This window comes from Salinicoccus hispanicus (assembly GCF_009831115.1).
GTDB lineage: Bacteria > Bacillota > Bacilli > Staphylococcales > Salinicoccaceae > Salinicoccus > Salinicoccus hispanicus.
This window is the reverse complement of the sequence record NZ_WUUK01000001.1, coordinates 390526-410713: the sequence shown is the minus strand read 5'-3', so window position 1 is coordinate 410713 and position 20188 is coordinate 390526. Positions and strand designations below refer to the sequence as shown.

The 20188-nt window shown below is 49.2% G+C and carries 22 protein-coding genes; 1 reads left to right on the top strand and 21 read right to left on the bottom strand.

From position 1 onward, the window contains the following. The 19 genes from yqeK to GQ671_RS01895 form a co-directional block, all read right to left on the bottom strand. The gene (gene yqeK, locus GQ671_RS01985) at positions 1 to 570 is read right to left on the bottom strand and encodes a bis(5'-nucleosyl)-tetraphosphatase (symmetrical) YqeK (RefSeq protein ID WP_160651914.1); all 570 of its coding nucleotides are present in this window, start codon (positions 568 to 570) and stop codon (positions 1 to 3) included. Continuing rightward, positions 560 to 1123, bottom strand: coding sequence for a nicotinate (nicotinamide) nucleotide adenylyltransferase (nadD, locus tag GQ671_RS01980; RefSeq protein ID WP_160651911.1), 564 nt, complete (start codon positions 1121 to 1123; stop codon positions 560 to 562). Before nadD ends, yqeK begins: the two co-directional genes overlap by 11 nt. Beyond that, a complete protein-coding gene (gene yhbY / locus GQ671_RS01975) occupies positions 1120 to 1416 on the bottom strand; it encodes a ribosome assembly RNA-binding protein YhbY (protein WP_160651908.1) in 297 nt (98 codons plus the stop codon). Before yhbY ends, nadD begins: the two co-directional genes overlap by 4 nt. Next, positions 1413 to 2222, bottom strand: a complete 810-nt coding sequence (gene aroE / locus GQ671_RS01970; RefSeq protein WP_160651905.1) for a shikimate dehydrogenase — start codon at positions 2220 to 2222, stop codon at positions 1413 to 1415. The genes yhbY and aroE overlap by 4 nt, the downstream gene beginning before the upstream one ends. Beyond that, a complete protein-coding gene (gene yqeH, locus GQ671_RS01965) occupies positions 2222 to 3328 on the bottom strand; it encodes a ribosome biogenesis GTPase YqeH (RefSeq protein WP_160651903.1) in 1107 nt (368 codons plus the stop codon). Before yqeH ends, aroE begins: the two co-directional genes overlap by 1 nt. 3 nt (positions 3329 to 3331) lie before the next feature. After that, positions 3332 to 3850 (bottom strand): YqeG family HAD IIIA-type phosphatase, encoded by a 519-nt coding sequence (locus GQ671_RS01960; protein ID WP_322789458.1) that lies wholly within the window; start codon positions 3848 to 3850, stop codon positions 3332 to 3334. Between the two features lie 199 nt (positions 3851 to 4049). Beyond that, positions 4050 to 4739: a 5'-methylthioadenosine/adenosylhomocysteine nucleosidase gene (locus GQ671_RS01955; RefSeq protein WP_160653474.1), complete on the bottom strand. Its 690-nt coding sequence runs from the start codon at positions 4737 to 4739 to the stop codon at positions 4050 to 4052. Positions 4740 to 4743: 4 nt separating this feature from the next. Further along, positions 4744 to 5220, bottom strand: a complete 477-nt coding sequence (greA, locus tag GQ671_RS01950) for a transcription elongation factor GreA (RefSeq protein WP_160651896.1) — start codon at positions 5218 to 5220, stop codon at positions 4744 to 4746. A gap of 40 nt (positions 5221 to 5260) precedes the next feature. After that, a complete protein-coding gene (udk, locus tag GQ671_RS01945; RefSeq protein WP_160651893.1) occupies positions 5261 to 5881 on the bottom strand; it encodes a uridine kinase in 621 nt (206 codons plus the stop codon). Next, positions 5878 to 6519 (bottom strand): O-methyltransferase, encoded by a 642-nt coding sequence (locus tag GQ671_RS01940; RefSeq protein ID WP_160651890.1) that lies wholly within the window; start codon positions 6517 to 6519, stop codon positions 5878 to 5880. Before GQ671_RS01940 ends, udk begins: the two co-directional genes overlap by 4 nt. 112 nt (positions 6520 to 6631) lie before the next feature. Further along, on the bottom strand, positions 6632 to 7765 hold the full coding sequence (gene mltG / locus GQ671_RS01935) for an endolytic transglycosylase MltG (protein ID WP_160651887.1): 1134 nt from the start codon (positions 7763 to 7765) through the stop codon (positions 6632 to 6634). Positions 7766 to 7833: 68 nt separating this feature from the next. Then, entirely contained in the window at positions 7834 to 8139 is a 306-nt protein-coding gene (locus GQ671_RS01930; RefSeq protein WP_160651872.1) for a DUF1292 domain-containing protein, read from the bottom strand. A gap of 3 nt (positions 8140 to 8142) precedes the next feature. Next, entirely contained in the window at positions 8143 to 8574 is a 432-nt protein-coding gene (gene ruvX / locus GQ671_RS01925; protein WP_160651869.1) for a Holliday junction resolvase RuvX, read from the bottom strand. Further along, positions 8567 to 8830, bottom strand: a complete 264-nt coding sequence (locus tag GQ671_RS01920) for an IreB family regulatory phosphoprotein (RefSeq protein ID WP_160653471.1) — start codon at positions 8828 to 8830, stop codon at positions 8567 to 8569. The genes ruvX and GQ671_RS01920 overlap by 8 nt, the downstream gene beginning before the upstream one ends. Before the next feature lie 55 nt (positions 8831 to 8885). Continuing rightward, entirely contained in the window at positions 8886 to 11516 is a 2631-nt protein-coding gene (gene alaS / locus GQ671_RS01915) for an alanine--tRNA ligase (RefSeq protein WP_160651866.1), read from the bottom strand. Between the two features lie 249 nt (positions 11517 to 11765). Further along, positions 11766 to 14132 carry an SF1B family DNA helicase RecD2 gene (gene recD2 / locus GQ671_RS01910; protein WP_160651863.1) on the bottom strand — a complete coding sequence of 789 codons (2367 nt, stop codon included), beginning with the start codon at positions 14130 to 14132 and terminating at the stop codon, positions 11766 to 11768. 6 nt (positions 14133 to 14138) lie between these two features. Then, entirely contained in the window at positions 14139 to 14804 is a 666-nt protein-coding gene (locus tag GQ671_RS01905; RefSeq protein WP_160651860.1) for a tetratricopeptide repeat protein, read from the bottom strand. After that, on the bottom strand, positions 14804 to 15910 hold the full coding sequence (mnmA, locus tag GQ671_RS01900; RefSeq protein ID WP_160651857.1) for a tRNA 2-thiouridine(34) synthase MnmA: 1107 nt from the start codon (positions 15908 to 15910) through the stop codon (positions 14804 to 14806). The genes GQ671_RS01905 and mnmA overlap by 1 nt, the downstream gene beginning before the upstream one ends. A gap of 18 nt (positions 15911 to 15928) precedes the next feature. Next, positions 15929 to 17053: a cysteine desulfurase family protein gene (locus tag GQ671_RS01895; protein ID WP_160651854.1), complete on the bottom strand. Its 1125-nt coding sequence runs from the start codon at positions 17051 to 17053 to the stop codon at positions 15929 to 15931. A gap of 145 nt (positions 17054 to 17198) precedes the next feature. Here GQ671_RS01895 and GQ671_RS01890 point away from each other — a divergent pair, with 145 nt between their 5' ends. Then, entirely contained in the window at positions 17199 to 18200 is a 1002-nt protein-coding gene (locus GQ671_RS01890) for an LLM class flavin-dependent oxidoreductase (protein WP_160651851.1), read from the top strand. Positions 18201 to 18251: 51 nt separating this feature from the next. Here GQ671_RS01890 and thrB read toward each other — a convergent pair whose 3' ends face one another. Then, complete coding sequence (thrB, locus tag GQ671_RS01885) at positions 18252 to 19163, bottom strand: homoserine kinase (RefSeq protein WP_246153089.1); 912 nt, start codon at positions 19161 to 19163, stop codon at positions 18252 to 18254. Continuing rightward, positions 19102 to 20184: a threonine synthase gene (thrC, locus tag GQ671_RS01880; RefSeq protein ID WP_160651848.1), complete on the bottom strand. Its 1083-nt coding sequence runs from the start codon at positions 20182 to 20184 to the stop codon at positions 19102 to 19104. Before thrC ends, thrB begins: the two co-directional genes overlap by 62 nt. Between the last annotated feature and the right edge of the window lie 4 nt (positions 20185 to 20188).

Genomic DNA, 20188 nt, shown 5'->3' with positions numbered 1-20188 from the left:
TCACTCCTTAACCATATTGTAGTAGTTCAAGCACTCTAGTGTTCTGCGATATACCGCGCGGTCTTTAGATACCAGATGAAGTATATTCGCTTTCGTAATTTCATATACTGCCTTGTCCAGATTCTTCAGCTGGAAGACGATATCCCTGATTCCTTCGACGCCCGGCTGTGTACGGTCAGGTTCAATGTAGTCGGCGACATAGATGATCTTTTCATTGAGAGACATCTGTCTTCTGCCGGTTGTATGGTTCATGATTGCGTAGAATATCTCTTCATCCGTGACACCGTGTTCCTCCCGCATCTTGACTGCAGCCACCGGCCCATGAAGCACCTCGCTTTTGAATTCAAGCAGTTCAGGATCAAGCTTGTAGCGGGTCACATACTGATACATCTCACTGAGTTCATCGTACTTTGAAAAATCATGGAGGATTCCGGCCAGAAAGCACTTGTTCTTATCTCCACCATAGATTTCCGCCATTTCTATTGCTGTTTCTGCAACACGCTTTGAATGCCTATAGCGTTTTTCCGGCAATTTGTCCTTGGCAAGATTGATGGCTGATTTATGCTTCATACAGGTGATTCTCCTTTATATACTGATATACGTCAGGATCAAGCTGATGCCGTACATCTATCCCTTTTCTGAGGCGGTCCCTGATGACGGTCGATGAAATCTCGAGTACTGGCTGACTGATGCTCATGAAACGGTCATCACTCACCGGTGCATCAGAATAGCGGTCCATGACCACAAAATTCAGCATCTCGAGCAGCTCCTGATAGCGATGCCATTTTTCAAAGCTTCTGTACTGATCCGTCCCGATCAGAAAGTAGAGAGTGTCATCCGGGTATTGTGCCTTCAGATGGACAGCCGTGTCATAAGTGTAGCTGACACCTTCCTGTGACATTTCCCACGTATCGATTTCGATGAAGTCATAATGGCGCACTGCATATTCAAGCATCTTCAACCGATGGTGATCACTTGTCGGCGCTTCTGTCTTCAGTGGTGCCTGTCTGGCCGGAATGCAGATCACCTTATCCAGGTCGAGTGCAATATATGCTTCTGCGACTGCATGGATATGACCTGGATGCACCGGGTCGAAAGTCCCGCCAAAAAGACCTATCTTCATGACAGGTCGATCTTTTTATTTTCTTTGGATTCCCTATAGAGGATGATCGTATTGCCGATGACTGTAACGACATGGCCCTTTGTACCTTCACTGATCTGCTGGGCGATCGTATCCTTGTCTTCGAGACAGTTCTGCAGAATGGAGATCTTGATCAGTTCCCTTTTCTCCAGTACGTCATCAATCTGTTCAATGAAGTTGTCATTGACGCCATTCTTTCCCACCTGGAAGATTGGATTGAGATGGTGTGCTTCTGATTTGAGCTGCTTCACCTGCCGTGAAGTTAATTTATTCATGATTTACCTCCGATATGTGCTTTATATTTTCTATTGACTGCAGCAATGTCCCCCTGCTCACCTGTCCATAGCGTATAGGCGTCCATGGCCTGGTGGATGAGCATCGGCATGCCGTTCATATAGTTGTTTTCTGCAAAGTATTCGAGAAACTTCGTTTTTTCCGGCTGATATATCAGATCCACGCCGAGTGTATTTTCAGTGATGAGCGACTCCGGTATTTCCATTTCTTTAAGCAGATCCTCATGCTTCATGCCGACCGGTGTCGTATTGATGATGACGTCATGCGGATCGAGTCCAGGAATATCCGAGATCAGCACTGCCTTGAAATCAGCAGTTTTGAAAAACTGGAAACGCTCCATGCGGCGGGCGGCAATCGTCACCGAATCACCATTATTGGCATGTGCTCTGTGGACGGCTTTCGCAGCACCACCCGCACCAATGATCAGTATACGCCTATGCTGCTTGCCGAATGTCTGGTTGAATGCATCAAGGTACCCGGTGACATCCGTATTATAGCCGGTCAATACATCTCCATCGACGGCTACGGTATTGACTGCACCGATTTTCATAGCGTCCCTGTCCACATGATCCAGGTGGGCCATGATCTTTTCCTTGTGCGGAATCGTCACGTTGAAACCATCCAGACCGTTGGATCTGATGATTTCCCTTATATGCGTGAGCTGATCAGGGTGGACAGCAATCGCCGAGTAATGATCCGCTGTTCCCTTTGCCTCGAAGTTGGCGTTATGAATCAGCGGAGAAAGCGTATGCGAAATCGGATACCCTATTACTGCATATCTACCCATTATTGACCACCTTTAAAGATTGTCGGACGCAGTGTAACATCAATACCTGTTGGTACCCTGACTGCAACACTGGCGCCGGCACCTGCACGGATGAATGCCAGGCCGCTGATGGAAATATCACTATCCTCTTCAATATCAAACTCGAACACCTCGTAGTCCTCGCTCAAGTATGGCTTGGATATTTCAGGTGGTGCCAGCAATGTATTGAAGTGATTCTGATAGAAGTCATCTGCCTTTACCGTCTTGGTGCGATGGATGTTGAGTGCATGGTTTGCATAGACGACAAAACTGTTTCTATCCCCTGCCACAAAATCCATTCTGGCAAGATTGGAGATGAAGAGTGTCTGTGATGCTTCAAGCTGGAAGGTCTTCGACTTTATCTCCTTGGTCGGCGAGATGAACTTCAAGTTCTCAGACTGCACATAGTGTGCCATCTGGGAATCCACGACTACACCGGGCGTATCGTAGATGGATGCATTCTCATCGAGCGGTATATCGATCAGATCGAGTGTAGTGCCTGGGAATCTGCTGGTCGTGATGACTTCCTTATCGCCCGAGGTATTTTCTATCAGCCTGTTGATCAATGTCGATTTGCCGACGTTTGTCGTACCCACGACATAGATATCCTGTCCATTGGAGTAGCTCGACAGCTTTTTGACAAGCGTATCCATGCCTTCATTCTTCATGGCACTGACGACAACGGTGTCAACCGCTCTGATACCCGCTTCACTGAGCATCTGCTTCGCCCTATGCACAACACGGTTGCGATTGACGGACTTCGGCAGCAGGTCGATCTTGTTGATCACTGCAATGACATCCTTGTCCCCGACAATTCTATTGAACGCAGGAATCAGACTGCCATGAAAATCAAAGACATCGATGACTTTGACAATCAGCCCATCAGTCTCGTAAAGCGCATTGAGCATGGTCAGAAATTCTCCGGAGTCGATATCGATGTCCATCACTTCGTTATAGTGCTTCAGGCGATAGCACCGCTTGCATATCGGATCCTCCTTGTCCATGCCGCTTGCCGGGATGAATCCCGGCTTGTTCTTATCTTCAGATTGCAGTTCCGCACCGCAACCGATACATTTTATTGCTTCCAAATATTAGTCCCCCCATTGGATTAGACCTTTCTGGTCAAAGTATTTCATAAGAATCCGTTCGATTCTTCTATTGACGACTGTCGCCCAGCCGTCCTTCTTCTTTACTGGCAGAACAAGTATGCTCTTCAGACCGACACGGTTTGCACCGAATACATCGGTCATCAGCTGGTCACCGATCATGACCGTCTCTCCCCTGTCTTCATCCATCATCTTGACAGCTTTGTTATAGGCACTGCCAAGCGGCTTCCTTGCTCTGAAGATGTATTCGATATCATGGGGATCGCAGAACCTGCCGACCCTGTTTCTACTGCCATTGGATACGATTGTCACTTTGATATCATTCTCATTCATTGATTTGAACCATTCCAGCACGCTCTCGTTCGCATCGGGTTCGTCATACCCGACAAGCGTATTATCAAGATCCGTAATTACAGCCCTGATGCCACGGTCCTTGAGATATTGTGGCGTAATGCTATGGAATTCCCTGAAATAGTCACTCGGTAGAAAGTATTTTTCCAGCACCTTCAATATATGCACTCCTAATGAGTTTTTTTATATTTTACCACAAAAAGAAAAGCCCCTTAAAGATTAAGGCGCTTTTTGGGTTATTCATTGATTTCATTATCCTCAATATCAGTATCCCTATAGATGAGGTAACCGATAACGACTGTAATGACGATTGCAAAGCTCATAAGATAAATCATTGCGTTTCCCCTCCAGGTTACAAATCCTTCACTAATGATTTTACAACTTCGGATGAATGAACACAAGCTTTCGATAGAAATTCTTCATAAGTCATATCAGCTGTGTCATCCGCCTTGTCGGAAATCGAACGGATGATGACAAAAGGCGTCGAATACTGGTAGCAGGTCTGGGCGATTGCGGCAGATTCCATATCTACAGCCAAAGCCTTCCTGAAATTGCGGGTGATTCCATCCTTCTGTTCACTGCTGCTGATGAAGGAATCACCGCTGACAATGAGCCCGCCATGTCCATTGATCTCCGGATTACCGGATATTGCTTCCATTGACAGTTTTACAAGTCCCTTGTCTGCAATGTAGAACTTCGGCATGCCGGGGACCTGTCCCAGTGCATATCCGAATTCCACTGCGTCCACATCATGATGCAGCACCGAAGTGCTGACGACCATGTCGGTCACCTGCAGTGCATCCGACAGGCCGCCGGCCACCCCGGTGTTGATGATGATACGGACATAGTAGCGTTCCAGAAGGAGCGCCGTGATCATGCTTGCATTGACTTTGCCGATGCCACTCTGCACCAGTACGACATCCTGGCCCTGCAGTTTTCCCTGGTAGACTTTCGCATGCGCAATCGAGTCGGTCGATTCGACATCCATCCACTCCAAAAGGATATCAATCTCAGGTTTCATGGCACCGATGATACCAATGATGCCCTTAGTCAATAGAAACGATTTCCACTTTCATGTCATTGCCATTCGGGAGCGGAACATTGACGGAATCATTGAGTCTTGCACCGAGAAGTGATCTGGCGATCGGGGATTCATTCGAAATCTTGCCTTCGAACGGGTCTGCTTCTGCACTGCCGACGATCTGATATGTTTCCTGGTCGCCATCAGGCAGTTCTTTGAAAGTGACGGTTTTACCGATCTGCACGCTGTTGTTATCATTGCTGTCTTCGATGATCTTGGCATGACGGAGCATATCCTCGATCTTGGTGATTTCCTGCTCGACGAAGCCCTGCTCGTCCTTGGCAGCATCATACTCGGAATTTTCGGAAAGGTCGCCGAAACTTCTCGCCACTTTTATTTTTTCTACAACTTCAGGACGTTTGACGGTTCTGAGTTGTTCAAGTTCTTCCTGTAGCTGTTCATATCCACTCTGTGTCATTGGGAATTCTTTTTGCATATCCATCGTACTCCTTCATTATTTATTAAAGTATACTTGAAATTGCCTATTCGTCGAGCAGCGTGCGGATCTTGGTTGTAATGAGGTCGATTGCCACATTATTCTCCCCGCCTTCAGGGATGATGACATCACTGAACCGTTTGGTCGGTTCAATAAACTGAAGATGCATGGGCCTGACGACGTTAAGATACTGGCTGATGACCGAATCCATGGTCCGCCCGCGCTTTTCAATATCCCGCTGCAGACGCCTCAGAATGCGGATATCGGAATCCGTGTCCACATACAATTTGACATCCATCAGATTTCTGAGTTTTTCATTCTCCAAAGCGAAGATGCCTTCCAGAATGATGACATCCTTCGGCTCCACTTCTATCGTTTCATCACTTCTTGTGTGTATTTCATAGTTGTATGTAGGAATTTCAACTGCCTGACGGCTGATCAGCTGTCTGATATGCGCAATCAGCAGGTCATTGTCGAACGCGAAAGGATGGTCATAGTTCGTACGCAGCCTTTCCTCGAATGTCTTATCACTCTGGTCCTTATAGTAGTAGTCCTGTTCAATCAGAACAACGCTGTGACCGTCCAGGGCCTGCATGATCTTGCGCGTCACCGAAGTTTTGCCGGAACCGGACCCCCCAGCTATACCTATGACTGTTGGTCTCTTCATCTGAGCTCTTCCTTTTCATCTTTGATAATCACAAGCAGACCATCTCCTACCGGCAGAAAAGCTGAAGGTGTTGCCGAACCGGCGATGGCTCTATTGAAATCATCGACCTTCTCCTTCATTCTGCGGGTCCCCCGTGAAGTGATATCGTTTTCAACGACAAGTCCACGGACCAGGATGTTGTCCACTATAATGAGACCTCCTGTTTTCACAAGAGGCAGGTACCGTTCATAGAAACGCTGATTGTTTCCTTTGGATGCATCTATGAAAAGCAGATCGAAAGGTGCCTCACCGAGCGTTTCGAGCGGAATCTCCTTGGCATCTCCAAGTACGCTCATCACCCGATGGGAAACTTCGTGATCCCGAAAGAATTCATTTGCTGTCCGATGGGCATCTTCATCCTTTTCGACTGTCACTACAGATACACTGTCATCTACAGACAGCATATGCATGGCACTATAGCCGATTGCAGTTCCAATTTCAAGTACGTTTCTGACCCGGGCCAGCTTCATGTAGTGCTTCATTACGTTCAGTGCATCTTCATCCATGATCGGCACATCGTGCGCCTTGGCATACGCGAGCATTTCCGGGAATGCCTCTGGACGTGCATTCAAATTTCTAATGTATTCATAAATGTCCATATTACCCACCATATACAAAAAAGTACAACTGATAACAAGCGTTATCAGTTGCCTTATTTATCACAGTTTATAGTAGCACAAATCATTTTGAAAGAAAAGGTGCTTTTATACATTACTGGTTATTAATATACTGCTCCCTGTTCTCAACATGCTCTTCGAACGTTCTGGCGAAATGGTTGTTTCCTTCACTATCGGCAAGGAAGTAGTAGAAGTCAGTGTTGGACGGGTTCATCGTACTTTGTACGGATTCCATTCCTGGAGACGCTATTGGTCCTGGAGGCAGGCCGGTATTGGTGTAGGTGTTATACGGATCCTCCACTTCAAGATCCTCAAAAAGTATCCGTTCCTGATGCTCGCCGATGGCGTATGCGATTGTCGGATCGGTCTGGAGCGGCATGCTCGGATTTTCAGACATCCTGTTCAAGAAGACACTTGCAATCTTCGAACGGTCGGCCAGAGAAGTCGCCTCTTTTTCAATCAGTGAAGACAGCGTCAGAAACTCATGGAATGAGAGCTCCTGTGTCTCTCCTTCAAAGCTGATGGAGTAGCCATCACTCGACTGGAACACAGTGTGTGTATTGTTTCTTGTTGCATCGAGCATCCGCCTGATGAGGCTCTCGATATCCGGCTCCTCTTCGGTGATATCATATGTCGCTGGATACAGATAGCCTTCAAGCGCATATTTGACATCCTCGCCAAGTATTTCGTCAGAGAGCATATCCGGGTACTCCTCAATCAGCGTATTGAGAAATGCCTCATCCTCCATAAGTTCAAGGAACCGGTCCTCCTGCCCACTTAACTGCTCCTGCTGTGCCATCTGGGCAGCAATCTGATCGATGGTGAAACCTTCAGGAATCGTCAGACGACCGAGAATCTCTTCGTATACACTTCCGGTTTCAAGCGTCTTCGCAATCTGCTCGAAATTCATGGATGGCGAAAGTTCATATGATCCCGCCTGATAGTCCGATATGCTGTTCAGCTTGAGGTAGAATTCGAACATCGTGCCATTTCTGATGATCTCTTCGTTTTCCAGCTGATCACCGATCAAGCCCGAAGATGAGCCCTGCTCGATGGTCACTTCCTTCACTTCTGTAGAATTTGGATCAAGTGGCTCGGAACCCGATTTGATGTACATGTATATGAAGAAAGCACCCAATATGAAAAGAACAGCCAATGCTGCAATAATGAATATTGAAAGGTAGGATGAAACATTTTTTGAAAATCTGATATCGTCGTATTTACTCATATATTACTCCTATCTCAAAAATAGCTTCCAATGTATATTGGAAGCCATTCCTTATTCATTGAGAATTTCTACTCTTCAGGTTCATCCATCTGAGTGTTGACCACTTCTTCAATCATGTCCCATTCTTCGTCAGTTTCAACTGGCATGAATTTGCCGCCTTCACCGTCATCATCCGGCATGTTGATCATCGGAATGAGCTCTATTTCTTCATCATCATTTGAAAAATTGCCTTCTTCAGCAAGAATTACATAATCTTTTTCGAATCCGGGATGGTGAAACTCGAGCATCTTGCGGTAGAGGACTTCATTCCCCTCTTCGTCGTACAGTGTCAGAAGCTCTTCTTCATTGTTAAAATCCATTTCTTCTTGGCTCATAATTCAGTCTCCTTTAACTGGATTATCGAGATAGCCTTGCAATATGAACACTGCGGCCATTTTATCGATTACAGCTTTTCTTTTTTTTCGGGAGAGGTCCGCTTCAAGGAGCGATCGCTCTGCGCCGACAGTGCTAAGACGCTCATCCCATAATATTATTTTAACATCTGGCAGTTTCTTTTCAAGCAATTTACTATAATGGATGGATCTGTCGCCACTCTCGCCGACGGTATTGTTCATATTCTTCGGAAGGCCGACCACAATCCTGCTGACATTATTGTCCCTGACAATCTGGGAAACCTCTTCAATACCGTATGATTCTTCAGCGTAATTGATCTTGAGTGTCGTCAGCCCCTGTGCTGTCCACCCGAGTGCATCGCTCAACGCGACACCAACGGTTTTTGTTCCGACATCGAGTCCAAGTATCCTATTCATGGATTTCCTTCTCGATGTAGGTTCTGACGAGTACTTCCATGATCTCGTCCCGGTCGATGTGACGGATCTTGTTCCTTGCTTCATTGTGCCTCGGAATATAGGCCGGATCACCGCTCTGAAGATACCCTACAATCTGATTGATCGGGTTGTATCCGCGTTCTTCGAGCGTCCTGTAGACAGTCGTCATGATCTCTTTCACATTATGTGCTTTAGTGTCGTCGACACTGAACTTCATGGTTTCGTCAAATTGATTCAAATCCAGCACTCCCATCATTGCTTGCCTTTCCATATATTATAGCATCCATTGCCCTCTATTGAGAACTTTTAACATAGTCTTCAACAAACTGTAATGCATTTGTTATATTTTCGGGGGCCGTTCCGCCGCCCTGAGCCATATCAGGTCTGCCACCGCCCTTGCCTTCGACTGTCGAAGCCATGCCTTTCATGATCTCTCCAGCTTTGAAACGGTCTGTCAGCGCCGATGGCACCGTCACAACAAGCGACACCTTGCCGTCGTTGACCGCACCAAGGGCGATGATCGTGTCCTGTGCCCGGGATTTCAGGCTGTCCATCATCTCGCGCAGTTCCTTGGCATCGTTTGCCGGCACTTCTTTTGAAAGTACTTTGATGCCGCTGATATCTTTCACTTCATTCGTCATGTCTGCGAGCTTATCCGCCTGGCCGGATTCCTTGAGCTTTCTGATCTGCTGCTCGAGATCCTTTTTCTCCGAGAGGAGCGCATCGACCCGTCTGTCCACCTGGTTCTCCTTGACTTTCAGTCGTCCTGCAATGGACTGGAGGGCTGCTTCCTTCTCTTTGAACAGGTTGACGGCATAGCGGCTTGTCACCGCCTCGATCCGGCGGACGCCAGCACCGATGCCGGTTTCGGAAACTATTTTGAACAGGCCGATTTCTCCCGTGCTGCCGACATGGATGCCGCCGCACAGCTCGACGGAATACTGGTCGATATCGACCACACGGACAATATCTCCATACTTTTCCCCGAACAGCGCCATTGCACCCTTCTCCTTGGCTTCGCTGATCGGCATTTCTGCAATCTCTACACGCATATTGCTGTAGACCTTTTCGTTGACAATCGTCTCGACCTTGGCGATCTCTTCATCTGTCAGACCTTCAAGATGCGAGAAGTCAAAGCGCAGCCTCTCCTTTTCGACAAGGGATCCGGCCTGATTGACATGGTCTCCAAGAACATCCTTCAATGCCTGGTGGAGCAGGTGTGTCGCTGTATGGTTTTTGGTGATGAAATTGCGGCTTTCTTCCAATACTTCGAGGCTGTACGTATCGCCGGCAGTCACTGTACCGGATTCCACCGTCGCCACATGGACATTCTGGCCATTCGGCGCCTTGTAGACCGATTGAACAGCGAGTGACGCATTGCTGCTTCTGATATATCCCTTATCGGCAACCTGTCCACCGCTTGTTGCGTAGAAAGGTGTGTGGTCGAATATCAGTTCAACCTGCGCGCCCTGTTCTGCCTGTGCAACCGAATTATCCTCCTTGATGATATGGAGCAGTCGTGCCTCTTCATTCAAGGACTGATAACCCGTAAACGTGCTTTCTTCAGTAATCTCGGCAAGTGTCTCCGACTGGACCTGCATTGAATCGCCGGACTTGCGTGCGTTCCTGGCGCGCTCCCGCTGCGCTTGCATTTCATTCCTGAATCCAGCCTCATCGACTTCGAGCCCGTCATTCTCTGCATATTCCTTCGTCAGTTCATAAGGGAAGCCATACGTATCATACAGCCTGAAAGCGTCGGAACCGCTGATGATGCCATCGTCCTTTGCTGCCTTCTGCTTGACCTGGTCATAGATCTGGATGCCCTCATCAAGTGTCGCCAGGAAGCGCTCCTCTTCTTTTCTGATGACTTCCTTGATGAATGCCTTGCGTTCGCTGACATTCGGGTAGAAGCCATGCATGACGTCAGCCACGGGATCGGCAAGTTCATACATGAATGCACGAGCGATATTGAGCTCCTTGCTGAACCGCACTGCACGACGGATCAGTCTTCTCAGTACATAGCCGCGTCCTTCGTTTGATGGCAGTGCACCGTCCGCCACGGCGAAGCTGACTGTACGGATGTGGTCGCTGATGACTTTGAATGCCACGTCTTTATTTTCATCTTCTCCGTACTTGTATCCGCTGATCTCTTCAATGCGGGCAAGAATCGGTGTAAACAGGTCCGTGTCGAAGTTGGTCGGCACTTCCTGGGTGATGCTGGCCATGCGTTCAAGACCCATGCCGGTATCAATGTTCTTGTTCGGCAGCGGTGTATATGTGCCATCCTTATTGTGGTTGAATTCACTGAATACCAGATTCCAGATTTCGAGATACCGCTCATTCTCTCCGCCCGGATACATCTCTTCGGCCGGTGTGTCGAATTCGAACTCAGGTCCACGATCGTAGAAGATCTCGCTGTTCGGGCCGGATGGGCCTTCACCGATGTCCCAGAAGTTGCCTTCAATGCGGATGATGCGCTCTGGTGACAGTCCGATTTCATTTCTCCACAGTTCGTAGGCATCCTCATCTTCCGGATGCACCGTGACATAGAGCAGGTCGGCATCAAAGCCGATCCAGTCGTCATTGGTAAGGAAATCCCATGCGTACTTGACGGCATCCTTTTTGAAGTAGTCGCCGATCGAAAAGTTTCCGAGCATTTCAAAGAACGTGTGGTGGCGTGCTGTAAAGCCGACATTCTCGATATCATTTGTACGGATCGCCTTCTGTGCATTCACAATCTTCGGGTTTTCAGGAATGACCCTGCCGTCGAAGTATTTTTTCAGTGTGGCCACACCCGAATTGATCCACAGCAGTGAATCATCATCGATCGGTACGAGTGGTGCGCTCGGCTCGACCATATGCCCGTGTTCGTTGAAGTATTTGATGAATAGTTCCCTGATTTCATTCCCTGTCAATCGTTTCATTACTGTCACTCCTCATTTTATGAAAAATAAAAAGACCTTCCCAAAATAATGGGACGGTCTTTACCGCGGTACCACCCAAGTTATGACATCGTCATCACTCAAAGAGTATTTACATGGAGTGGAAAATAGCACACGGATGGATGCATCATTGTTTTCACCAGCCACAATGTCTCTGAATACGCATGACATCCGTTCAAGATTCCCTCTTGATCAAACTTGCTTTGATTATAGAAATATTCACTTCATATGTCAATCAAAATCGTAGGGGGTGGCGTCACCCATGTTGATCATCGCCGGTATGTTGAACATCGTCTCCTCACTCAGCACCTCCGGCATTTCACCTGGTTCTGCCGGTGCTTCCCCGGATGTCCTGCCGAACAGCAGACGGATCATCTCATACAGGGATGTACGGCGTTCTATCCCCTCTTTTTCGAGTGATTCGTAGAACGCGTCCGGGTCCCCGCATAGAATCAGCGATTCCTTGGCACGTGTAATCCCTGTATAGACGATATTCTTCATCAGCATATGACGATAGCTTCTCACCACCGGCATGATGACGATCGGGTACTCGCTGCCCTGCGCCTTATGGATGCTGGTACAGTAGGCATGTGCCAGTTCGGTCAGTTCCTTTCTTTCATAGGCGATATGGATGCCGTCGTAGTCCACCAGAATCGAATCCTTCTCGGCCTGGTCCTGATCTTTGAAAAGAATCGAATCGATGATGCCGGAGTCCCCGTTGAAAATATTGTCTTCGGCCCGATTGACGAGCTGGATGACCTTGTCGCCTTCCCTGAAGATGACATCACCGAAGGCGATTTCATTTTTATCTTCATCCTGCGGATTAAGTATGGACTGGAGAATCTGATTCAGCTTCAGTATTCCGGCGTTGCCCTTGTATATCGGTGCGAGTACCTGGATATCCCGCATGTCGTATCCTTTGGAAACCGCCTTGTTGACGACATTGTCGACAAGTTCCGGAATCTGGTTCACTTTTGCCGGGATGAACAGTCGGTCCTTGAACTTCTGGGTGATGTCCATCTTCCTCTGCTCCTTGATTTCGTGGGCCAGACGGATGATCGAGGACCCCTCCCCTTGCCGGTATATCGTATCCAGTTCTGTCACTGGAATGATTTCCGATTCAATCAGATCCTTGAATACAGTGCCTGGGCCGACTGATGGCAGCTGATCACGGTCTCCGACGAATACAAGGCTCGTATACGGTTGAACATTGCGCATCAGCTGATAGAAGAGCCAGGTGTCGACCATGGACATCTCATCGATGATGATCAGATCGGCATCGATTTCAGCATCGATCATTTCATCCTTTTCGGTATCCATGCCCCAGCCGATCATCCTATGGATGGTGGATGCTGGAATGCCGGCAGTTTCACTGAGTCGTTTCGATGCCCGGCCCGTCGGCGCCACGAGTCGGATGGGATACTCATCCTTGTCATATTCATCATGGTCCTTCAGATCATGCAGCTGGTGATATGCACGGATGATGCCTTTGACGATGGTCGTCTTGCCTGTTCCAGGACCCCCTGTGATGATTGAGATCTTCTCTGTCAGCGCGGCAATCATGGCAGACTTCTGTTTGGCATTGTAGTGGATATCGAACCGTTCCCCGACCTCGCCGATGACTTCCCCGGCCTTCTCCCCGCTGACGGCCACATCCGTGCGGTCATTGATCATACGGTATATCTGCTCGGAGGACTTGTACTCGGAATAAAACAGCGAAGGGATATAGATCCGGTCCTCATACTGCACCAGCTTGTCATTATCCGACAGTGCGTCGATTGTGGCACCGACATCCTTCTGCGTGAAATATTCCTGACCGTCCTGGTTGAGCAGATCGCCGGTCATTTCAGCGAGTGTAGTGTAATCCATGTACGTATGACCATCCGACATGACGATGCCTTCCATGATATACATGATGCCTGCCTGGAGGCGGGTTTCATCATTTCTTGCGATACCGGCGGAATAGGCGATGCGGTCTGCGGTCTGGAAGCCCACACCTTCAATATCCATGACCAGCCTGTAGGGATCCTTCTCGATGACGTGCAGTGCCTGATCCTGATAGGTCTTCATGATTTTGGCGCTCATGCGTGCGCCAAAGCCGTACTCGGTGAGTTTGATGACCAGCCGTTCGGTCTGGCTGTTTTCAAGGATCCGGTTATGGATCATCTCCTGCTTTTTAGCAGACAGGCCTTCGATGCCCTTAAGCACCGTGCGGTCGTCGGCGATCTTCTTCAGCGCATCCACACCCAGTGTCTCCACGATCTTCTTGGCGGTCTTTTCCCCGATGCCCGGGAATGTTTCGCCGGAGAGGTACTGGATGACACCGCGTACTGTCGTCGGCTGCTCCTTCTTGAAAGTTTCTGCACTGAACTGCTCACCAAACCGTGCATGACTCGTTATCTTGCCGGTGAAACGGTAGGTTTCACCTTCAGCGATTGCATGAAAATAGCCGGTAACAATCACTTCATCACTGAAGTGGGTATTCGTTTCGCCGATCAGTACTTTAAGTACAGTAAAGCGCGTCTGTTCACTTAAGAAAATGACGCGCTCCACCTCTCCTACGATATAGGTTTCATCATATATTGTTGATTGTGCCAACTGAAATCACCGTCCCTGGTGCTCTGAATCTTCCATTTCGAACTTGCTGATGGCGTGATGTGCCAGATGATGGTCCCCTTGGATTTCCACTGCCTTGTGGAAATGCTCGAGGGCTTGTTCCTTATCATCATACTTCATCACTGTCAGAAGCCCCATATTGTATTCGGCATCTGCATTCCCGCCCTTGTCGACGACTTCACCGAGCAGCCTTTCAGCCGGATCATACAATCCGATCTGGCAGCATAGAAGCCCGTACTGGAATGTGACTTCCAGGTCTTCCGGCTTAGCCTTGTGTGCCGCTTCAAAGAACTGCAGTGCCCGTTCAGATCCGCCGAGGTGCACATGCGACATGGCAAGCATGAAGTTGAGATCCGCATCTTCAGGGTTACGGCTGTATGCCAGAAGATAGAGCCTCACAGCCTCCTCAAACCGCTCATTGTCGTAATAGATGTTGGCGAGTGTATAGTATGCACTTGTACTGCCCGGGTTGAGCGTGATCGCCTTCTGGAGGAAGCGTTCCGCTTCCTCGTCCCGTCCGGCCTGGTGCAGCAGGTTGCCCGCATTGATATGATGGGCCTCCTGGTCCGGATTCTCTTCTATCTCCCGGAAGATCTCCGTAAGCGCTTCTTCAATTCTGCCTTCCTTGATCAGCTGTTCATATCCGATAGACATTAGCCGAGGTACTCCAGCTCTCTTGCTTCCTTGAAGACACGGTCGATCGTCGCACCGCCAAGGCACACTTCATCATCATAGAATACAACTGCCTGACCCGGTGTGATGGCACGGGCTGCATCTTTGAATTCGACGTGCAGTCTGCCATCGTCCATCCTGGTCACGGTGACAGGTTCATCTTCCTGGCGATACCTGAATTTTGCCGTACACTCGAAGTGGTCCGGTACTTCAGTGATGAAGTTGATGTCGGACGCTTCCAGGCTTGAGGAGTACAGTGCTTCATTATGATAGCCGGAAACGACATAGAGTTCATTCGTTTCAAGGTTCTTGCCGGCAACAAAATAAGGTCCGCCGTCTCCGCCGATTCCGAGTCCCTGGCGCTGGCCGATCGTATAGTACATCAGACCATCATGCTGTCCTTTGTCCTCACCCGTATCCATGTTGATCATGCGGCCCGGATTGGCAGGCAGATAGCCGCTCAGAAATTCCTTGAAATCACGCTCGCCGATGAAGCAGATGCCGGTGGAATCCTTCTTATCCTTCGTTGCCAGGTCATACTCATGGGCCAATTTCCTTACTTCCGTCTTGTCCATGTGCCCGAGTGGGAACATGACGCGGGACAGCTGTTCCTGTGACAGCTGATTCAAAAAGTAAGTCTGATCCTTGTTGCGGTCGACCCCTCTCAGCATGCTTGTACCGTTTTCATCATGGGTGACGCGCGCATAATGGCCGGTTGCAACATAGTCGGCACCGAGCTTCATCGCGTGATCAAGAAATGCTTTGAATTTGATCTCCTTGTTGCACATGACATCCGGGTTCGGTGTCCTGCCTTTCTTGTATTCATCGAGGAAGTACTGGAACACACGGTCGTAGTACTCCTTCTCGAAATTCACAGAGTAGTACGGGATGCCGATCTCCTCGGCGACAAGCCTTACATCCTCGTAGTCATCGGTTGCGGTACAGACGCCGAACTCATCGGTATCGTCCCAGTTCTTCATAAAAATCCCAATGGTATTGTAGCCCTGGTCCTTGAGCAGTTTGGCTGTAACCGAGCTGTCCACCCCACCACTCATGCCAACGACGACAGTGATATTTGAATTATCCATCAGATCATTCCTCTCCATTTACTTCATGAGTCTTTCATATATTTCTTTCAGCGCTTCCACAATATGTTCTATGTCTTCATCCGCCATCAAGTATGAAAAGCTGAAGCGGATGGATTTTGTGCTTCTTTCCGTTTTGCCATACATCGATTCGAGGACATGCGATGGTTCCAGTGTACCTGCATGGCAGGCAGAGCCTGCAGACAGATAGATGTCCGCCATATCCAGTGCCGTCAGCAGGAACTCTGCCTGGGACCACGGGAAATGAAGATTGATGATATGGCTCGCCGACTGGTTGACGTCTCCATTCACTTCAAACGGCACTTCTGCCATTGTCAGCGTGTTCAGGAAGCGTTCCTTCAGCTGCATTTCCTTGAGGCTTCTCCTTGTCGATTCATCCGATGCACGCTTCATGGCTTCAGCCATCGCCTGGATCCACAGTCCGTTCTCGGTGCCCCCTCTTGCATCACGTTCCTGAGAACCGCCTGTGATCATCGGGTCGAGCCTGACATCCTTGGACTTGTAGAGCAGACCGATTCCTTTTGGACCATAGAGCTTATGTGCGCTCAATGACAGCAGGTCTGCACCAAGGTCCTTGACATCGACTGCCATATGCCCGAATGCCTGGACTGCATCGATATGGAGCAGTGCATCATGTCCGGCAAGAATTTCCCTGATTTCATAGATCGGCTGCATGACACCTGTCTCATTGTTGACCAGCATGATCGATACGAGTGCCGTATCTTCCCTGAGCGCACTTTTCAATACTCCAGTATCGATGACACCATTTTCATGGGTTGGCAGATAGGTTACATCGGCTTCAGCCGACAATGATTTGAAAGTATTGAGTACAGAGGCATGCTCAATCTCGGTCGTAATGATATGTGGCCGATGGTGACGCGCAACAACACCTCTTATTGCCATGTTGTTCGCCTCGGTGGCACCGCTCGTAAAAATGATTTCAGCGGGGGATGCATTGAGCAGTGACGCAACATCCCGCCGTGACTTTTCAAGAATGGCCTTGGCCTGCTTGCCAAACTTATGGATGCTCGAAGGATTTCCGAATACATCCGCACTGTCGATCACCTTTTTTAGAATTTCCTTGTCCACCGGCGTTGTTGCCGCATAGTCTGCATATATTGCCACTTTTATCACCCTGTCTCCGAAATAGCTTTATTAATACAATATAGCATTTTAACATGCCACATGAAATTTTTATACTTTCCGAACCGTTTATTAGACAAAATAATTCGTATGGCCGATAATTGTTGCAGAATAGGAGGATTTACCAATGACAAAGAAACTGACACCATCCATTTTGAATCTTGTACCTGTACGCGAAGGCAAGGACGCCAGGGAAGCATTCAGCGATATGGTCGCACTTGCACAGCATGTGGATCATTCCGACTATGCCAGGTACTGGGTGGCTGAGCACCATAATACGACTTCGATCGCCTCCTCTGCGACACGCCAGCTCATCCAGCACATACTGCACCATACAGAAAATATACGTGTCGGCAGTGGTGGCGTCATGCTGCCGAACCATTCTCCGCTGATCGTCTCGGAAGAGTTCGGCACCATGCATGCCATTTTCGGTGACAGGCTCGACATCGGACTCGGCCGCGCACCGGGTACGGACATGCTTACAGCGGGTGCCATCCGGCGCAACAACCATGATGGCGTATATACATTCGGATCGGAAGTCGAGGAGATCAGACAGTACCTGTCCGATGAACCGACAAAAGTCACCGCCTTTCCAGGCCATGGCACGAACATCCCGTTATATATACTCGGCTCATCGACTGATTCTGCCCACCTTGCTGCACGCCTCGGCCTGCCTTATGCATTCGCAGCCCATTTTGCACCAGGACAGATGGATGAAGCCTTCAAAATATATGAACGGGAATTCAAGCCGTCCGATCAGCTTGATGCCCCGTACAAGATTGCATGCCTGAACGTCATCTGTGCAGACACGGATGAGGCAGCGAAATACCTTTCCACAACCATGTCGCAGTTCGTACTGAATGTTGTACGCGGTGGCAGAAATAAACTTCAGCCGCCGGTGGATGACATGTCCGCCCTGTGGAGTCCGCAGGAGAGGCAGGTTGTCGAGAGCCGGTTCCCTGTCGCCCTCATGGGCGGTGAAGATACCGTACTCGAGAAGCTGAGACTGTTCCAGAGCCAGTATGGCGTGGATGAAATCATGGCGGTCAGCTATATATATGATACGGATGCACAGAAGCGCTCCTACGATATCTTCGAGAGCGTCGTCAGGAAGTATAACGGAGAGTAGTATTGAAGCCCCCACCCGAGATGTATCGATCTCAGATGGGGGCTTCTTCTATTAACTTTCAAAAATATCCACTTTTTCATGCAGGCATCCTGAAACCTTGCCGAGCGCCTCAACAATTCTGTCTGCATCGGCAGCATCACACAACGTCAGAAGACTTGGGCCCGCCCCACTGATAACGGTAGCATAGGCACCTTCCGACAGGGCAATGCACCGTATTTCATCATATTCCTGTATGAGCGGCTTACGGTATGGCTCATGATAGAGGTCGCGCATCATCAGCTCGCCCATGGAGCGGTAGTCCCTGTTCATGATCGACAGCAGCATGACGTTGTTGATGGCGTTCTGATCCACCGCATCCGATTTCCTGTAGGCTTCGGGCAGTGCCGCTCTTGCTTCATTCGTATCGATTTCATACGGCGGCACACTGACGATGGCAGCAACACCGGAAAACGCCAATGTATGGTAATAGAGTCTGCCGGCGCCATAGAAGCCCACGAACAGGCCACCTGTGATGGCCGGTCCGACATTGTCGGGATGTCCTTCAAGCTCACTGCCGCACAGCACCTTGTCGAAGTCGGACAGTCCGAGACTACAGAAATGGTCGGCAAGTTCAATTCCGGCGATGATGGCACTTGCTGAACTGCCGAGTCCATGGGTTAAAGGAATCTCGCTATCCATCCTGATTTCGAGCTCAGGCATCACTTTGCTGTATTTTTCCGCAGTCCAGATGGCTGTTCTGATGACCAGATTCTTCTCATCCGCTGGCAGAACCTCCAGAAATTCCTTTTCGAAAACGACCTTCCATCGGCTGCTTTCTGCAGCTTCAATATGAAGGAACTTGCTGAGCGCAAGTCCCATCGAATCAAAGCCTGGACCGAGATTTGCACTGGTTGCCGGTACTTTAAACTGATGGACTGGCATCGTGTGAAATGGCTTCAATGTATTCGATGATCTGTTTTTCATCATTTGGCAGCACCTTCGGTTTCTGGGTAATCTGGTTGATTGCAGTTTCAGGGTCTTTCAGGCCATTGCCTGTCAATACAGTAACGACTGTCGACCCCTTTTCAATTTTGCCTGACTTCAAGGAGCGGAGCATACCGGCGACACTTGCATTGGAACCCGGTTCTGCGAAAATACCTTCAGTACCCGCAAGCAGTTCGTAGGCCTCAAGAATTTCATCGTCGGTGACCGCTTCGATCACGCCCCCCGATTCGTCACGGGCGGCAACAGCCAGCGACCAGCTTGCCGGGTTGCCGATTCTGATGGCCGTCGCAATCGTCTCAGGATGCGGAATGATCTCGTCCTTGACAATGGCTGCAGATCCTTCGGCCTGGAAGCCGAAGATCTTGGGCAGACCGCATGAGTGCTTTTCATCATATTCCTTGAACCCTTTCCAGTAGGCGGAAATATTTCCTGCATTGCCGACTGGAATCGTCAAGTAGTCCGGCGCCTTGCCAAGCGCGTCGACCACTTCGAATGCAGCCGTCTTCTGGCCTTCAAGCCTGTATGGATTGACTGAGTTGACGAGCGTGATATCTTCCCGCTTCTCGGCAATCCCGCGGACAATTTTGAGCGCCTCATCGAAGTTCCCTTCAATGGAGACGATTTTCGCACCATACATCATTGCCTGGGCGAGCTTGCCAAGAGCAATCTTTCCTTCCGGGATGACCACGATCGTATTCAGACCGGCACGAGAAGCGTAGGCCGCGGCGGATGCTGAAGTATTTCCGGTGGATGCACAGATGACCGTATGGGCGCCTGCCTCCTTCGCTTTGGCGACTGCCATGACCATGCCGCGGTCCTTGAATGAACCGGTCGGATTGACGCCTTCGACTTTGGCGTAGAGTTCCGCCTCGAATTTTTCACTCAGTGTATCAAGCCGGATCAGCGGCGTATCCCCTTCATGCAGTGTGAGCCGCGGTGTATTCTCATTTACGGGAAGCAGTTCAGTATATTCATTGATCAGACCTTGCCAGTTTACCATGCTA

Bases quoted from the DNA above. Each gene is read 5' to 3' on its own strand.
- yhbY (WP_160651908.1), bottom strand. From the start codon at position 1,416: ATGAATAAATTAACTTCACGGCAGGTGAAGCAGCTCAAATCAGAAGCA.
- nadD (WP_160651911.1), bottom strand. From the start codon at position 1,123: ATGAAGATAGGTCTTTTTGGCGGGACTTTCGACCCGGTGCATCCAGGT.
- ruvX (WP_160651869.1), bottom strand. From the start codon at position 8,574: ATGAATAGGATACTTGGACTCGATGTCGGAACAAAAACCGTTGGTGTC.
- GQ671_RS01905 (WP_160651860.1), bottom strand. From the start codon at position 14,804: ATGTCTATCGGATATGAACAGCTGATCAAGGAAGGCAGAATTGAAGAA.
- udk (WP_160651893.1), bottom strand. From the start codon at position 5,881: ATGAAGAGACCAACAGTCATAGGTATAGCTGGGGGGTCCGGTTCCGGC.
- mltG (WP_160651887.1), bottom strand. From the start codon at position 7,765: ATGAGTAAATACGACGATATCAGATTTTCAAAAAATGTTTCATCCTAC.
- aroE (WP_160651905.1), bottom strand. From the start codon at position 2,222: ATGGGTAGATATGCAGTAATAGGGTATCCGATTTCGCATACGCTTTCT.
- alaS (WP_160651866.1), bottom strand. From the start codon at position 11,516: ATGAAACGATTGACAGGGAATGAAATCAGGGAACTATTCATCAAATAC.
- GQ671_RS01940 (WP_160651890.1), bottom strand. From the start codon at position 6,519: ATGGACATTTATGAATACATTAGAAATTTGAATGCACGTCCAGAGGCA.
- mnmA (WP_160651857.1), bottom strand. From the start codon at position 15,910: ATGGATAATTCAAATATCACTGTCGTCGTTGGCATGAGTGGTGGGGTG.
- yqeK (WP_160651914.1), bottom strand. From the start codon at position 570: ATGAAGCATAAATCAGCCATCAATCTTGCCAAGGACAAATTGCCGGAA.
- thrC (WP_160651848.1), bottom strand. From the start codon at position 20,184: ATGGTAAACTGGCAAGGTCTGATCAATGAATATACTGAACTGCTTCCC.
- thrB (WP_246153089.1), bottom strand. From the start codon at position 19,163: ATGAAAAACAGATCATCGAATACATTGAAGCCATTTCACACGATGCCA.
- greA (WP_160651896.1), bottom strand. From the start codon at position 5,220: ATGGATATGCAAAAAGAATTCCCAATGACACAGAGTGGATATGAACAG.
- GQ671_RS01930 (WP_160651872.1), bottom strand. From the start codon at position 8,139: ATGAGCCAAGAAGAAATGGATTTTAACAATGAAGAAGAGCTTCTGACA.
- GQ671_RS01890 (WP_160651851.1), top strand. From the start codon at position 17,199: ATGACAAAGAAACTGACACCATCCATTTTGAATCTTGTACCTGTACGC.